This window comes from Clavibacter zhangzhiyongii, from assembly GCF_014775655.1.
In the GTDB taxonomy this organism is placed as follows: domain Bacteria; phylum Actinomycetota; class Actinomycetes; order Actinomycetales; family Microbacteriaceae; genus Clavibacter; species Clavibacter zhangzhiyongii.
Map to the genome: position 1 here is coordinate 2,715,672 of NZ_CP061274.1, position 14,760 is coordinate 2,730,431.

General features: G+C 73.1%; 14 protein-coding genes. 5 read left to right on the forward strand and 9 right to left on the reverse strand.

Annotated features, from left to right (window positions below):
• The first annotated feature begins 9 nt into the window (after window positions 1-9).
• From H9X71_RS12770 to H9X71_RS12785, 4 genes are read left to right on the forward strand one after another with little or no spacing between them, the layout of a single operon-like run.
• On the forward strand, window positions 10-1,437 hold the full coding sequence (locus H9X71_RS12770) for a branched-chain amino acid ABC transporter permease (protein WP_244961623.1): 1,428 nt from the start codon (window positions 10-12) through the stop codon (window positions 1,435-1,437).
• A gap of 6 nt (window positions 1,438-1,443) precedes the next feature.
• Window positions 1,444-2,415 (forward strand): branched-chain amino acid ABC transporter permease, encoded by a 972-nt coding sequence (locus H9X71_RS12775; RefSeq protein WP_191147431.1) that lies wholly within the window; start codon window positions 1,444-1,446, stop codon window positions 2,413-2,415.
• Entirely contained in the window at window positions 2,408-3,331 is a 924-nt protein-coding gene (locus H9X71_RS12780) for an ABC transporter ATP-binding protein (RefSeq protein WP_191147432.1), read from the forward strand. Before H9X71_RS12775 ends, H9X71_RS12780 begins: the two co-directional genes overlap by 8 nt.
• Window positions 3,328-4,086 carry an ABC transporter ATP-binding protein gene (locus H9X71_RS12785; protein ID WP_104289943.1) on the forward strand — a complete coding sequence of 253 codons (759 nt, stop codon included), beginning with the start codon at window positions 3,328-3,330 and terminating at the stop codon, window positions 4,084-4,086. The genes H9X71_RS12780 and H9X71_RS12785 overlap by 4 nt, the downstream gene beginning before the upstream one ends.
• A 367-nt stretch (window positions 4,087-4,453) precedes the next feature.
• Here the strand turns inward: H9X71_RS12785 and H9X71_RS12790 are convergent, their stop codons facing one another.
• The 3 genes from H9X71_RS12790 to groES all read right to left on the reverse strand — a co-directional run bounded on the left by H9X71_RS12790 (window position 4,454) and on the right by groES (window position 7,347).
• A complete protein-coding gene (locus H9X71_RS12790; RefSeq protein ID WP_191147433.1) occupies window positions 4,454-5,737 on the reverse strand; it encodes an ABC transporter substrate-binding protein in 1,284 nt (427 codons plus the stop codon).
• A gap of 178 nt (window positions 5,738-5,915) precedes the next feature.
• On the reverse strand, window positions 5,916-6,869 hold the full coding sequence (gene rarD / locus H9X71_RS12795; RefSeq protein WP_191147434.1) for an EamA family transporter RarD: 954 nt from the start codon (window positions 6,867-6,869) through the stop codon (window positions 5,916-5,918).
• 181 nt (window positions 6,870-7,050) lie between these two features.
• A complete protein-coding gene (gene groES / locus H9X71_RS12800; RefSeq protein WP_012039257.1) occupies window positions 7,051-7,347 on the reverse strand; it encodes a co-chaperone GroES in 297 nt (98 codons plus the stop codon).
• Window positions 7,348-7,491: 144 nt separating this feature from the next.
• Here groES and H9X71_RS12805 point away from each other — a divergent pair, with 144 nt between their 5' ends.
• On the forward strand, window positions 7,492-8,694 hold the full coding sequence (locus H9X71_RS12805) for a THUMP-like domain-containing protein (protein ID WP_191147435.1): 1,203 nt from the start codon (window positions 7,492-7,494) through the stop codon (window positions 8,692-8,694).
• A gap of 83 nt (window positions 8,695-8,777) precedes the next feature.
• Here the strand turns inward: H9X71_RS12805 and H9X71_RS12810 are convergent, their stop codons facing one another.
• The 6 genes from H9X71_RS12810 to H9X71_RS12835 all read right to left on the reverse strand — a co-directional run bounded on the left by H9X71_RS12810 (window position 8,778) and on the right by H9X71_RS12835 (window position 14,752).
• Window positions 8,778-9,182 (reverse strand): DUF4190 domain-containing protein, encoded by a 405-nt coding sequence (locus H9X71_RS12810; RefSeq protein WP_191147436.1) that lies wholly within the window; start codon window positions 9,180-9,182, stop codon window positions 8,778-8,780.
• 101 nt (window positions 9,183-9,283) lie between these two features.
• Entirely contained in the window at window positions 9,284-10,918 is a 1,635-nt protein-coding gene (gene tsaD, locus H9X71_RS12815) for a tRNA (adenosine(37)-N6)-threonylcarbamoyltransferase complex transferase subunit TsaD (protein WP_191147437.1), read from the reverse strand.
• Complete coding sequence (gene tsaB, locus H9X71_RS12820) at window positions 10,915-11,532, reverse strand: tRNA (adenosine(37)-N6)-threonylcarbamoyltransferase complex dimerization subunit type 1 TsaB (protein ID WP_191147438.1); 618 nt, start codon at window positions 11,530-11,532, stop codon at window positions 10,915-10,917. Before tsaB ends, tsaD begins: the two co-directional genes overlap by 4 nt.
• 9 nt (window positions 11,533-11,541) lie before the next feature.
• Window positions 11,542-13,242: an alanine racemase gene (gene alr / locus H9X71_RS12825; RefSeq protein ID WP_191147439.1), complete on the reverse strand. Its 1,701-nt coding sequence runs from the start codon at window positions 13,240-13,242 to the stop codon at window positions 11,542-11,544.
• A complete protein-coding gene (gene alr, locus H9X71_RS12830) occupies window positions 13,239-14,396 on the reverse strand; it encodes an alanine racemase (RefSeq protein WP_191147440.1) in 1,158 nt (385 codons plus the stop codon). Before alr (H9X71_RS12830) ends, alr (H9X71_RS12825) begins: the two co-directional genes overlap by 4 nt.
• Window positions 14,393-14,752 carry a holo-ACP synthase gene (locus H9X71_RS12835; RefSeq protein ID WP_191147441.1) on the reverse strand — a complete coding sequence of 120 codons (360 nt, stop codon included), beginning with the start codon at window positions 14,750-14,752 and terminating at the stop codon, window positions 14,393-14,395. The genes alr (H9X71_RS12830) and H9X71_RS12835 overlap by 4 nt, the downstream gene beginning before the upstream one ends.
• Window positions 14,753-14,760 lie beyond the last annotated feature (8 nt).

Consider the following 14,760-nt stretch of genomic DNA (forward strand, 5'->3'; position numbering starts at 1 on the left):
GCGCAGCGCTTGTGGGCCCTGATTCTCGCGGTGGCGTTCGCCTGCACCGCACTTCTCCTCTCGGCCCCGACGGGCGCCCACGCGGATCCACGCGCGGCGCCCCAGGCGGTCGACCCGGCCGCCGCCGAGCAGTCGCTGCTCGTCTGGGTGCGGGCGGACGCCGACAAGACCGGCATCGCCGGGGTCACCGTCACGGTCTCGGGCGGCGGCGTCGACGCCACGGGCGTCACGGGCCCGGACGGCAAGGCCGAGGTCGGGCTCAGCGCCCCGGGCTCGTTCACCGTCCAGGTCGACGAGTCGACCGTCCCCGAGGGCGCCGGCGTCCCCCGCGCGGGCTCCAGCCCCCGGGAGATCGACGTGTCCGCGGGCAACAAGAACGTCCCCGCCTTCTTCTTCCTCTCGCCCGACGGCGCGGCGGCCGGATCCGGCGGCGCGAGCCCCGCGCCCAGCGCCAGCACCGGGGCGGGCACCTCCACCTCCACGGGAGGCGAGACCGCGGCGCCCGACACCGAGACGGGCACCGTCACCGCCACCGCGGAGCCGGTGACCGAGAACAACTTCTGGAAGATCTTCTGGCCCAAGGTGGTGACGGGCCTCATCTTCGGCCTCCTCCTCGCCCTCGCGGCCATCGGCCTCTCCCTCATCTACGGCACCACGGGCCTCAACAACTTCGCCCACGGCGAGCTCGTCACGTTCGGCGCGCTGATGGCGTACCTCTTCAGCAACGTGCTGGGCCTCAACCCGGTGCTCGCGATCGCGATCACGGTGGTGCTCGGCGGCGCGTTCGGCTTCGTGCAGGACGCGGCGATCTGGAAGCCGCTCCGGCGCCGCAGCCTCGGCCTCGTGCCGCTGATGATCGTGACCATCGGCCTGTCGCTCGCGCTCCGCTACCTGTTCCAGTTCATCTTCGGCGCCGACCGCCTGACGCTCCCCAACAGCCCGGCGCCGTTCCTGGTGGTCGGGCCGGTGAGCCTCAAGTTCACCGACGTCGCCGGCGCGGTCGTCTCGATCGTGCTGCTCCTGGCCGTCGCGTACGTGCTGCTCTACACGAAGATCGGCAAGGCCACCCGCGCCGTCTCCGACAACCGCTCGCTGGCCGCGGCGTCCGGCATCGACGTGGAGGGGGTCATCCGCGTGGTCTGGATCGGCGGCGCCGCCCTCGCCGCGCTCTCCGGCGTCTTCATCGCCTACTACCAGTCGCTGCGCTGGGACACGGGCGCGTCCATCCTGCTGCTCGTCTTCTCGGCCGTCGTGCTCGGCGGCCTCGGCACGGCGTTCGGCGCGCTCATCGGCTCGATCGTGATCGGCGTCTTCATCAACGTCAGCACCATGGTCCTGCCCGAGAACATGAAGTACGTGGCCGCTCTCGTGGTCATGATCGTCATCCTGCTCGTGAGGCCCCAGGGCATCCTGGGCCGGAAAGATCGGATCGGTTAGCCGCGCATGAACACCAACTTCATCTTCCTGGCCATCGGCGAGATCTTCTCGCCCACCACCGCGGCGTACGCGCTCGCGACGGTCGGCCTCGTGATCCACTTCGGCTTCACGGGCCTGCTCAACTTCGGCCAGGCCGGCTTCATGGCCATCGGCGGCTACGCGTTCGCGATCACCGCGGTCATGTACGACTGGCCCGTCTGGGCGTCCCTGCTCGCGGCGATCGTCGCGAGCACCGTGTTCGCGCTGATCCTCGGCATCCCGACCCTCCGGTTGCGGGCCGACTACCTGAGCATCGTGACGATCGCGGCCGCGGAGATCATCCGGCTGAGCGTGAAGACGCCGGAGTTCTCGGACGTCACCGGTGGATCCGAGGGCATCAACGGCGCGGCCATCGGCTTCAACGAGCTGAACCCGCTGCCCGAGGGCCGCTTCGGCGCCGGCGTGCTCACGTACTCCTCCGACCAGTGGTGGATCCGCATCGTCGGCTGGGGCCTCGTCGGCATCGCCTGCCTCCTCGTGTTCCTCCTCATGCGCAGCCCCTGGGGCCGCGTGCTGAAGGGCGTGCGCGAGGACGAGGACGCGGTCCGCGCGCTCGGCAAGAACGTGTACTCCTACAAGATGCAGGCGCTCGTGCTCGGCGGCGTGTTCGGCGGGCTCGCGGGCGTGGTCTTCATCCTCCCGAGGTCGCTGCAGCCCGACAACTACGGCACGCAGCTCACGTTCTTCCTCTACACGATCATGCTGCTGGGCGGTGCCGCGACGATCTTCGGCCCCGTCATCGGCTCGATCATCTTCTGGGTCACGCTGTCGCTCTCGGACGGCCTGCTCAGCCTCGCGGTGTCGAACGACTGGCTGCCCATCTCGAGCACCCAGCAGGGCCCGATCCGCTTCATCATCGTGGGCGTCGCGCTCATGCTGCTCGTGATCTTCCGACCACAGGGCATCTTCGGGAAGAAGAAGGAGACGCACTTTGCCTGACAAGACCCCGGTCTCGGCCATCCTCGACGGCGACGCCGGTCCGGGCTGCGCCAAGAAGGACCCCATCATCGTCGCGCACGGCGTCAGCCGGCAGTTCGGCGGCCTGAAGGCGGTCGACGTCGACCACCTCGAGATCCCGCGCGGCTCGATCACCGCGCTCATCGGCCCGAACGGCGCCGGCAAGACGACGTTCTTCAACCTGCTCACCGGGTTCGACAAGCCGAACACCGGCAAGTGGGAGTTCTCGGGCCGGAACCTCGCCGGGATGAGCGCGTTCCGCGTCGCCCGCCTCGGCATGGTCCGCACCTTCCAGCTCACCAAGGCCCTCGGCGGCATGACGGTGCTGGAGAACATGCGCCTCGGCGCCACGGGCCAGGGCGGCGAGAACTTCTTCTCGGCGCTCATCCGGCCGGTGTGGCGCAAGAAGGAGGACGAGATCACGGAGCGCGCCCGCGGGCTCCTGAGGAAGTTCAAGCTCGACGCCAAGGAGGAGGACTACGCGGCCAGCCTCTCCGGCGGCCAGCGGAAGCTCCTCGAGATGGCGCGCGCGCTCATGACGAAGCCCGACCTCGTGATGCTCGACGAGCCGATGGCCGGGGTCAACCCCGCGCTCACGCAGTCGCTGCTCCACCACATCCTCGACCTCAAGACCGAGGGCATGACGGTGCTGTTCGTCGAGCACGACATGCACATGGTCAACGAGATCGCCGACTGGGTGGTCGTCATGGCCGAGGGCCGCATCGTCGCCGAGGGACCGCCCTCGACGGTGATGAGCGACCCGGCCGTCATCGACGCCTACCTCGGCGCCCACCACGACACCGACCTCGGCACCCTCACGGGCCAGCGCGAGGTGGCGAAGGACATGGAGTCCGACCTCGTCAAGGACGAGATCGAGAAGGAAGCGGCAGAGAAGTGACGGTAGAGCGGGTCCTCCAGACCACCGACCTCCACGCGGGCTACCTGCCCGGGGTCAACATCCTCAACGGGTGCAACGTGCACGTCGACAAGGGCGAGCTCGTGGGCATCATCGGGCCGAACGGCGCCGGCAAGTCCACGCTGCTCAAGGCGATCTTCGGGCAGGTGAACGTGCGCGGCGGCAGCATCGAGCTGAACGGCCAGGACATCACCGGGCTCAAGGCCGACAAGCTCGTCTCGCGCGGCGTCGGCATGGTGCCGCAGAACAACAACGTGTTCCCCACGCTCACCATCGACGAGAACCTCCAGATGGGCGTGTACCAGAAGCCCCGCATGTACAAGGAGCGGCTGGCGTTCGTCACCGACCTGTTCCCGGAGCTCGGCAAGCGGCTCAAGCAGCGCGCCGGATCCCTCTCGGGCGGCGAGCGCCAGATGGTCGCCATGTCGCGCGCGCTCATGATGGACCCCACGGTGCTGCTCCTCGACGAGCCGTCCGCGGGCCTCTCCCCCGTGCGCCAGGACGAGACGTTCATCAACGTCGCGCAGATCAACCGCGCGGGCGTCTCCGTGATGATCGTGGAGCAGAACGCCCGACGCGCCCTGCAGATCTGCGACCGCGGCTACGTGCTCGACCAGGGCAAGGACGCGTACGAGGGCCGCGGGCGCGAGCTCATGAACGACCCGAAGGTCATCGAGCTGTACCTCGGCACGCTCGCGGCCGACCAGGAGAAGGCCAAGGCGGCGCCCCAGCCCTGATCCCGGTCCCGGCACCACCACGACGCGGCATCCCCTCGGGGGTGCCGCGTCGTCGTGCACGGGACGGAGCCGGTCCCGTGCGGCGTCCCCGCGGTGAGGGCGACGGCGGAGGAGCGAAGGCGTGACGGGCGGCGGAGGAGCCCCGTGGGGCGGCAGACGGCAGACGGCCCACCGCCCACCGCGCGCAGCCCACAGCCCACAGCCCACAGCCCACGAGCCTCCGCCCACGGCCCACGGTGCCCACCGTGCCCGCCCTGCCCGCCCCGCGCTCGTGGGATCCGCTGAGCGCCCGCCACCCGGATCCCCCGGGCACGCCGAAGGGCCCGGTCCATGCGGACCGGGCCCTCGGGCGTGCGTGGTGCGGGTGCTAGTCGAGCTTGCCGTAGACCTGCTCGGAGAAGGTGCGCGTGTTGCCCTCGCCGTACTTGTAGACGGAGACGTACGCCTCGGTCGGGTCGCCGTTCTCATCGAACGTGATCGGGCCGGAGAGGCCGTCGTAGTCGACGTCGGTGCCGTCGGCGATCAGCTTCGCGCAGTCGGCGAAGGTCTCGCACTTGGTGCCGCCCTCGGAGACCGACTGCAGGTTCTCCTTGAGGGTCGCGCCGTCGGTCGCCTTGCCCTGGAGCGCGGCGAGCGCGAGGAGCACGGTGCCGTCGTACGACTCGGCCGAGTAGCTGAAGACCGTGAGGGCGGGGTCGCCGTCCTCCTTGACCATGGCCTGCAGGCGGTCCTGGAAGTCGGACTTGGCCTCGACGCCGGGGTTCGTGAACTGCGCGCCCGCGATGTCGACGTTGGTGTCCTCCTCGGTGATGACGCCGTAGTTGCCGTCCGTGCCGTAGAGGTTGTTGAAGTCGAAGCCCTTGGACGCGAGCTGGTCGGCGATGGTCTTGATCTCGTCGAACGAGATGACGACCAGGGCGTCGGGGTTCGGGGCGAGCACCGAGGTGATGGCGCTGTTGAAGTCGGTTGCGGAGGGCTCGAAGACCTCCTCGGCCGCGATGCTCGCGCCGCCGGCCTCGAGCGTCTTCTTGATGTTCTCCTCGAGGCCCGTGCCGTAGGCGTCGTTCATGTAGAGGATCGAGACGTTGGTCTTGCCGTCCTGCAGGATCTTGTTGCCGAGGATGCGGCCCTGGAGCACGTCCGAGGGGGCGGTGCGCCAGAAGTAGCCGTCGTCCGCGTAGTCCGTGAAGTCGGGCGAGGTGTTCGCCGGCGAGAGCTGCACGACGCCGGCCTGCGTGACCTGGTCGATGAAGGTCTTCGAGACGCCGGAGGACGCGGCGCCGATGATGGCCGTGTTGCCGTCCGCGATGAGCGACGTGGCCGACTGGCTCGCGATGTCGGTCGTGGTGTCGCCCGAGTCCTTGTCCGTGGCGGTCACCGTGATGCCGGCCTTGGCGTCGTTGATGTCCTGCTCGGCGAGGTGCACGCCCGCGAACTCGGGCGGGCCGAGGACCGCGAGGGTGCCCGTCTGGGGGAGGATCGTGCCGACCTTGAGCTCGAGGCCGCCGTCGGCCGTCGTGCCCCCCGTGCTCCCGCCGCCGCCGGAGCAGCCGGCGAGGACGAGGGCGCCGGCCACCGCGACGGTGACGGCGCTGAGGGCGGTGCGGGCGGATCGTGAGCGGGAGGTCGAGACCCTGCCGAATGCGCTCATGGTGCTCCTTATGGATGTGTGTGGTGACGCTCGGGAATGTGGTGCATGAGGCACGCGAATGCGCGCCTCGCCTGGTGCGACCCTATGGCGCGGATGAGACGGGCACAATGCATCGGCATTTCCGTCGTGTAACGCGACCTGATCGTTACCATTCGCGGAATGCGCGACGGGATCCGCATCAGATCCCCCGGGCGACCGCCGGATCCCTCTGCGCGACCGGCAGGCGCGGAGCCGGGCGGCGCGCGTTCCGGAGCATGTCGATCGTGAGGAGGACGAGCGCCGCCCACACGATCGCGAATCCGGTCCAGCGCTCCGGGGGCATTGCCTCGTGCATCACGAACACCCCGAACGCGAACTGCAGCAGCGGCGCCAGGTACTGGGTGAGGCCGATCACGGACAGCGGCAGGCGGCCGGCCGCGAACCCGAAGAGGAGGAGCGGGCCGGCCGTCACGACGCCGGTGCTCACGAGCAGCAGCGTGTGCTCGAGGGAGACCGTGCCGATGGTGAGGCCGGCGCCCGCGCCCGTGATCACGAGCATGACGGTGGCCGCGGGCACGAGCCACGCGGTCTCGAGCGCGAGGCCGGACAGCGCGTCCGCTCCCCCGCTGACGCGCTTCTTCACGAGGCCGTAGAGGCCGAAGGACCCGGCGAGGGCCAGCGAGACCCACGGCAGCTGGCCGTAGCCGACGGCGATGACGGCCACCGCGACCGCGGACAGGCCGACGGCCGTCCACTGGAGCGGACGCAGGCGCTCGCGCAGGAGGATCACGCCGAGCAGCACCGTGACGATGGGGTTGATGAAGTAGCCGAGGGCGGTCTCGACGACGTGGCCGGAGAGCGTGCCGTAGACGTAGACGGTCCAGTTGACGAGGATCAGGTGGCCGGCGAGGCCCAGGCCGAACAGCAGGCGGGGCTGCCGGGCGATCGCGACGAGGCGCGGCCACCGACGCGTGAGCGTGATGACGAGCGCGCAGACGACGAGCGAGAACAGGATGCGCCAGCCGACGATCTCGAACGCGCCCGCAGGCACGAGCAGGAGGAAGAAGACGGGGAGGACGCCCCACAGCCCGTACGCGCCGACGGCGGCGATCAGGCCGGTGCGGGTCGAGGTCTCCGGGGCGGGGCGCGTCACCTCACGAGGCTAGCGCCGCGGCGGGCGCGCGGGACCCGGGTGCCGGGCGGGAGGCCGCGGCGCACGGGCCGCCCTGCGGACGCGATGCGGACGCGATGCCGGATGCGCGTGGACGCACGAGAGCCCGGCCGAACGGATCGGCCGGGCTCTCGGAGGTGCTGTGGTGCTGCGGCGCGGAGCGTCAGCGCTCGATGACGGCGAGCACGTCGCGCGCGGAGAGGACGAGGAGGTCCTGGCCGTCGTACTTGACCTCGGTTCCGCCGTACTTGGAGTAGATGACCTTGTCGCCCACGGCGACGTCGAGCGGGACGCGGTTGCCGTTGTCGTCGATGCGGCCGGGGCCCACGGCCACGACCTCGCCCTCCTGGGGCTTCTCCTTGGCGGTGTCGGGGATGACCAGACCAGACGCGGTGGTCTGCTCGGCTTCGACCTGCTGGATGACGATGCGATCCTCGAGCGGCTTGATGGAGACCGACACGGTTGACCTCTTCCTTCTCACTTACGGGACAAGACTGATTGGCAATCCCCCGGGGAGAGTGCCAGGTGAGATTCTACGGGCCGCGCTTGCACTCGCGCAACGCGAGTGCCAATCCGTGGGGAGGCGCCCCGGTACGGTGGGCGGATGGATCAGACCGACCTCCGCGAGGTGCTGTCGCTCGAGGGGCTCCGCCTGCTCGACTCCCTGCCCGAGCCCCGGCCGGGCGACGACATGGTGCGCGTCGTGAGCGCGCTGCGCGGCGAGGGCCACTCCCCCGCGCTCGTGAGCGCGGTGCTCACGCAGGCTCGCCTGCGTGCCCGCGCGCGCGTCAAGTTCGGCGACTTCGCCGAGCGCATGCTCTTCACCGAGGCCGGGCTCGAGCAGGCCACCCGGCTGGCGGTGGCGGCGCAGCACGCGGGCCGGTTCCAGCAGGCCGGCGTCGCGCACGTCGCCGACCTCGGCTGCGGCATCGGCGGGGACGCGATGGCGATGGCGGCCATCGGGATCCGCGTCACGGCCGTCGAGCGCGACGAGGTGACCGCGGCCGTCGCCGGCTGGAACCTCGCGCCGTTCCCCGAGGCGGAGGTCGAGCAGGGCACGGCCGAGGCGTTCGACGCCGGGCGCGTGGACGGCATCTACCTGGACCCCGCGCGACGCACCGACGGGCACGCGTCGACCCGGCGCATCTCCGACCCGGAGGCCTACTCCCCCACGCTCTCCGCGGCGTTCGCGCTCGCGGCTGGCCGGGCGGCCGGGATCAAGCTCGGGCCGGGCCTCGACCGCGACCTCATCCCCGCGGACGCCGAGGCGCAGTGGGTGTCGGTCGACGGGCAGGCCGTCGAGATGGGCCTGTGGTTCGGGCCCACCCGGCGCGACGGCGTGGGGCGGGCCGCTCTCGTGATCAGCGGCGGATCCTCCGCGGAGCTGACCTCCGCGGCCGACAGCGAGGACGCGGAGCTCGGCGAGCTGGGCGCGCACCTGTACGAGCCGGACGGCGCGGTCATCCGCGCGCGGCTCATCGGCGACGTCGCGCGGTCGCTCGACGGGCGCATGGTCGGCGAGGGCATCGCGTGGATCACGTCCGACCGCGAGGAGGCGACGCCCTTCGCGCGCGGGTTCCGCGTGCGCGAGGTGCTGCCGCTCGACGAGCAGCGGCTGAAGCGCGAGCTGCGGGCGCGCGGCATCGGCACGCTGGAGATCAAGAAGCGCGGCGTCGACGTGGATCCGGCCCGGCTGCGCACGCGGCTGCAGCTGAAGGGCGAGGGCTCGGCGACGCTCATCGCGACGCGCGTCGGCGGCCGGCGGGTGGCGATCCTCGCGGACCGGCACGCGGTCGACGCGGGCTGAGGCCGTCGGGGCCCGCGCGGCCCCGGACGCGACGACGCGGCCGCCCCCGAGGGGACGGCCGCGTCATCGTGGTGCGGGTCGAGCTACTGCGTGGTGTAGCCCTGCTCCTGCAGCGCGGCCAGCGCGATGAAGCCGACGATGGCGAGGCCGACGGCGAGCACCAGGCCCACGATGCCGGTGATGATGCCGGTGAGCCAGAAGCCCTTGGCGTCGGGGTTGCGCTTGCGCCCGAGGATGCCGGTCACGATCGCGGCGATGCCGAGCGGGGCGGAGAGGAACCAGAAGAGGATCGTCACCACGGACACGATGCCGAGGACCATGGACGTGATGCTGAGGCCCTTGGAGACCGGCGCACCGCCCTGGCCGGGCTGGTAGGGCGCCGCGTACGGCGAGCCGGATCCCGCAGCGGGGGCCGCCGGGTAGGACGGCTGGCCGGGTGCGGGCGGGAAGTCGTCGGAGGAGCGGTCCGGGTTCTGCGGATCGGTCATTGTCGTTCCTTTCGTCCCTGGGAACATACCGTGCATCGCGCTCCAGATTCCGAGGCACGCGGAATTGTCCCCGGACGGGGGCCGCGCGACGAGGGCGAGGGTCAGCCGACCTGGACGACGGTGACGGGCAGGGTCGAGTCGGCGCCGAAGGCGAGGCCCGACGGCGCCCGGCCGGACTCGATGAGGCGGGCGCCGAGGGCCGCGATCATCGCGCCGTTGTCGGTGCACAGCGACAGGGGCGGGATCCGCAGCTCGATCCCCGCGGCCCGGCACCGCTCGGCCGCGAGCTCGCGGACGCGCGCGTTCGCGACCACGCCGCCGCCGAGGAGCAGGCGCGGGATCCCGTGGTCGACGCACGCGGCGACGGCCTTGGTGAGCAGCACGTCGACGACGGCCTCGCGGAAGCTCGCGGCGACGTCGGCGACGGGGACGGGCTCGCCGGCGTCCTGGCGCTTCTCGACCCAGCGGGCGACCGCGGTCTTCAGGCCGGAGAAGGAGAAGTCGTAGCGGTGGCGCTCCATGTCCTTGGGGAGGGACAGGCCGCGGGGGAAGCGGATCGCCCGCGGGTCGCCGTCGGCCGCGACCCGGTCGATGTGCGGGCCGCCGGGGTACGGCAGACCGAGCACGCGCGCCACCTTGTCGAAGGCCTCGCCCGCCGCGTCGTCGATGGTCTCGCCGAGGAGCTCGACGTCGTCGACGAGGTCGCGCACGAGGAGGAGCGACGTGTGGCCGCCGGAGACGAGGAGCGCGATGCTCGGGGTCTCGAGCGGGCGGCCGGATCCGCCGTCGACGCTGAGGAGGTCGGCGCCGACGTGGCCGACGAGGTGGTTCACGCCGTGCAGCGGGATGTCGAGGGCCACGGCGAGCGCCTTGGCCGCGCCGACTCCCACCATGAGCGCGCCCGAGAGGCCGGGGCCCGCGGTCACGGCGATCGCGTCGAGCTCGCGGAGGGTGACGCCCGCCTCCTCGAGGGCCGCGTCGATGGCCGGGGTGAGCGCCTCGAGGTGCGCGCGGGCGGCGACCTCGGGCACCACGCCGCCGTAGCGCGCGTGCTCCTCCATGGAGCTGGAGATGACGTTGGCGAGCAGGGTCTGACCGCGGACGATGCCGATGCCGGTCTCGTCGCAGGAGGTCTCGATCCCGAGGACCAGGGGGCCGGCCGTGGCGTCGCACTCCGCCTCGTCCGCGCAGGGGCGGTCGTCGGCGGCGGGATCCGCGTCGTCGTCGGCGGACGGGGCGGGCGCGGCGTCGCGCGGCTCCGCGACGGGCGGCGCGGTCTCGGCGAGCGGGGCGCGCATCACGACGGCGTCCACGTCGTCGGGCTGGTAGTAGTGCGGGCGGACGGCGATCGGCTCGAAGCCGAGCGAGGCGTACAGGCCCTGGGCGACCGGGTTGTCCGCGCGCACCTCGAGCAGCACCTCGCGCGCGCCGCGCTCGTGCGCCGTGCGGAGGAGGCGCGTGAGGAGGGCGCGGCCGATGCCGCGGCCGCGGGCGGACTCGGAGACGGCGATGGTCTGCACGTCGGCCGCGTGGGCGCCGCGCGGGCAGGACAGGCCGGCGTAGCCGAGGATCGCGCCGTCGGCCTCGTCGACCGCGACGACGTACCAGCCGTGACGCGCCGCGAGCTCGCCGCGCATCGCGTCGACCGACCAGGCGTCCGTGACGAAGGTGGTCGTCTCCAGGTGCATGAGCGCGCCGAGGTCGTCGAGCGCGGCGGTGCGGAAGACGACGCTCACGAGGTCACGCGCTTCGGGCCGGCGGAGACGGTGACGTCGGGCGAGCGGAGGTACAGGGCCTCGTCGGCGGCGAAGGGCAGCTCGAGCTGGTCCATGCGGCGGGCGACCTGCGCGAGCGCGGCCGCGCGCACGCCGGCCGCGTCGATGCGGTGGTCGGCGGTCGGCACGTCGTCCGGCTTGCTGAGGCCGGGGCCCGCGGTGCGCTCGGCCACGCCGTCGGCGGCGGGCTCGCGGTAGACGGACCAGTACAGCTCGCGGCGGCGCGCGTCGGTGACGACCACGAGGGATCCGGTGCCGCCGGCCGCGTAGTGCTCGTGGGCGACGGCGTCGTGGCTGACCACCGGGATCACGCGCACGTCGAGGCCGGTGGCGAGGACGCGGGCCGCGGCGATGCCGACGCGCAGCCCGGTGAAGGGACCGGGGCCCATGCCCGCGACGACGGCGCGGATGTCGCAGCGGTCGACGCCGGACGCGGAGAGGCACTCGTCGAGCAGGGTGCCGATGACCTCGGCGTGCCGCATCGTGTCGGACTCCTGGCGCTCGGCGAGCACGCGGCCGTCGGGGTCGATGACGGAGACGCCCGTGCCGGCGGAGGTGTCGATCGCGAGGAGCACTGGTCGAGTCTAGGCGCGGGGGCGCGCGCGGAGCCGCCGGATGCGGACCGTGCGGGGCTCCTCGGGGGCGGCGTCCGGATCCGGCTCGTCGGCGCCGTCCTCGACGTCCGCGTCGCCGGCGCCCGTGGGCCGCGCGATCGCGAGGTCCCACCACTCCTCCGCGATGCCGTCGAGCTTGCCCTGGCCCCACTCGACCACGACGACGGAGCGCGCGAAGTCGATGTCGAGGTCGTCGAGCTCACGGGCGTCGGCCAGGCGGTAGGCGTCGACGTGCACGAGCGGCGGGCCGTCGACGAGGCTCGGGTGGGTGCGCGCGAGCACGAAGGTGGGGCTCGTGACGGGGCCGCGGACGCCGAGGCCCTCGCCGAGGCCGCGCGTGAACGTGGTTTTGCCCGCGCCGAGCGGGCCCGAGAGCACGACGAGGTCTCCCGCGCCGAGCTCGCGCGCGAAGGCGCGGCCGAGCTCCTCCATGTCGTCGGGGGTGGGGACGGGGACGAGCTCGTCGGAGAGGATCTCATCGGCTGCGGCGGTCGCGCGCTCGTCGGCGGTCGCGCGCTCGTGCAGGTGGATCCGCACCACCCGCGGGCCCACGCGCGTCACGATCTCGTCGCCGATGGTCTCGGCCCAGCCGGCCCAGTCCTCGGCGGTGGGCTCGCCGCGGTCGCCCGGGCCGAGGATCACGGCGGTGTCGCCGACCTCGACGGGCAGGTCGCCCACGTCGAGCACGAGCTGGTCCATGGCGATGCGGCCGGCGACCGGGAAGCGGCGGCCGTTCAGCAGGACGGAGGCGCGGGGGCCGGCGATGCGCGGGATCCCGTCGGCGTACCCGACCGGCACGAGCGCGAGCGTCGACGGACCGTCGGTGCGGTGGTCAAGCCCGTACGAGACCCCGTGCCCGGCCTCGACGCGCTTGACGGAGACCACGTCGGCCTCGAGCGTCATCGCGGGGATGAGCCCGAGGTCGCGGCCGGAGCGGTCGTCGAACGGCGAGATGCCGTAGACCGCGATGCCGAAGCGCACCATGTCGAAGTGCGCGGCGGGCAGGCGGATCCCCGCCGAGCTCGCCGCGAGGTGCTTCTCGGCCGGGCGCGCGCCCAGCTCCTCGGCCACGCGGACCGCCTCGTGGAAGCGGGCGAGCGCGGCGTCGTCGTCCTCGGGCGAGGCGTCGGCGAGGTGCGACCAGAGCGCGTGCAGCGTCAGCTCGCCGCCGGCGTCGGCGGCGACGGCCGCGCGCACGAGGTCGGGCCAGAGCTCGGGCGTGGCGCCGTTGCGGCTGAGGCCCGTGTCGGCCTTGAGGTGCACGCGCGCGCGGATCCCCGTGGCGCGCCCCGCGGCCGCGATGCGCTCCAGCTCCCACAGCGCCGAGACCCCGAGGTCGATGCCCTCCTCGACCGCGACGCGGAAGTCGGTGTCGACCCCGTGCAGCCAGGCGAGGAGCCGGGCGTCGACGCCGGCCCGGCGGAGCTCGACCGCGGACGCGACGTCGAGCACCGCGAGGCTCTCGGCGCCGGCTTCGAGGGCGGCGCGCGCGACCTGCAGGGCGCCGTGCCCGTACGCGTCGGCCTTCACAGCGACCATCGTGCGGGCGGGGGCGGCGAGCGCGGCGAGCGCGCGGACGTTGTGGCGGATCGCGTCGAGGTCGATCACGGCGCGGCGGCCGGGCGCGACGGGGCCGGCCGGGGCGACGGCGGCGGATGCGGGGTCGGTCATGCGGAGTGCCTCCGGGTGACGCGGCCGGCGACGCGCGTGACGATCTCGTAGCCGATGGTGCCGGTGGCCTCGGCCCACTCCTCCACGGAGGGGGCGCCGGCGGCGGGATCCCCGAACAGCACGGCGTCGTCGCCCACCGCCACGGGCCGGCCGTCGACGACGCCGTCGCCCACGTCGACCACGAACTGGTCCATGGCGATCCGGCCGCTCACGCGGAAGCGCGCCCCGTGGATCGCGACGGGCGCGCGGTTGCTCGCGAGCCGCGGGACGCCGTCGGCGAAGCCGAGCGAGACGAGCGCGAGGGTCGTGGCGCGGGCGGTGCGGTACGTGTAGCCGTAGGAGACGCCCGTGTCGGCGGGCACGCGCTTCACCGCGACGACGCTGCCGACCAGGGTCATGGCGGGCACGAGGCCGAGGTCGGCGGACGTGACGCCGTCGAGCGGCGAGATGCCGTAGATCCCGATGCCGAGGCGCACCATGTCGAGGCGCGCCTCGGGCACGCGCAGGGCGCCGGCGGTGGCGGCGAGGTGGCGGATGCCCGGCTCGAGCCCGGCGGCGCGCACCACGTCGACGGCCGCGTGGAACGCCCGCACCTGCGCCTGGTCCTCGTCGGCGCCCGCGTTGGCGAGGTGGCTGAAGACGCCGTCGAGGCGGATCGCGCCCTCGCCGACCAGCCGCGCGACCTCCGCGACGACGCCCGGCCACTCGGCCGCCGTGACGCCGTTGCGGCCGAGGCCGGTGTCGACCTTGAGGTGCACGACCGCGGGACGGCCGAGGCGGCGTGCGGCGTCGGCGGCCTCGCGCACCTGGCGGAGGCTGCTGAGGCCGAGGTCGATGTCGTGCGCGATCGCGGTCGCGTAGTCGGCGCCGGGAGCGTGCATCCACGTGAGGATCGGCGCCTCGACGCCGGCGGCCCGCAGCGCGAGCGCCTCGCGGATGTCGACCACCCCGAGCCGGTCGGCGCCGCCGGCGAGCGCCGCGCGCGCCGACGCGAGCGCGCCGTGCCCGTAGCCGTCGGCCTTGACGACCGCCATCACGAGCGGCGCGCCCGTGGCGGCGCGCAGGGTGCGGACGTTCGCGGAGATCGCCCCGGTGTCGATGCGCGCCTCGCGGCGGAGGGCCGCGGGGACCTGGACGGTCGCCTCGTCGGTCATGCGCCCTCCCCCTCGGCCACCACGAACGCGGTCGCGAGCCCCGCGTCGTGGCTCATGCTCAGGTGGATCCGCGTCACGCCCCGCTCGGAGGCGACGGCCGCGACGGCCCCGCGCACCACGAGGGACGGGTCGCCGTGGGCGTCGCGCACGACCTCCATGTCCTGCCAGCTGATGCCGCCGGGACCGCCGAGCGCCTTGATCAGCGCCTCCTTCGCGGCGAACCGCGCCGCCAGCGAGCGCGCGGGCAGGGACCGCTCGGCCGGCGCGAACAGGCGCGGCACGAGGCCCGGCGTCCGCTCGGCGCTGCGGGCGAAGCGCGCCACGTCGACCACGTCGACGCCGATGCCCCTGATCACGCGCGGCC

What these genes read in the sequence shown, in the direction of transcription:
- H9X71_RS12775 (WP_191147431.1), top strand. Translation starts at nt 1,444, where the DNA reads ATGAACACCAACTTCATCTTCCTGGCCATCGGCGAGATCTTCTCGCCC.
- H9X71_RS12810 (WP_191147436.1), bottom strand. Translation starts at nt 9,182, where the DNA reads ATGACCGATCCGCAGAACCCGGACCGCTCCTCCGACGACTTCCCGCCC.
- alr (WP_191147440.1), bottom strand. Translation starts at nt 14,396, where the DNA reads ATGACCGACGAGGCGACCGTCCAGGTCCCCGCGGCCCTCCGCCGCGAG.
- H9X71_RS12790 (WP_191147433.1), bottom strand. Translation starts at nt 5,737, where the DNA reads ATGAGCGCATTCGGCAGGGTCTCGACCTCCCGCTCACGATCCGCCCGC.
- alr (WP_191147439.1), bottom strand. Translation starts at nt 13,242, where the DNA reads ATGACCGACCCCGCATCCGCCGCCGTCGCCCCGGCCGGCCCCGTCGCG.
- H9X71_RS12805 (WP_191147435.1), top strand. Translation starts at nt 7,492, where the DNA reads ATGGATCAGACCGACCTCCGCGAGGTGCTGTCGCTCGAGGGGCTCCGC.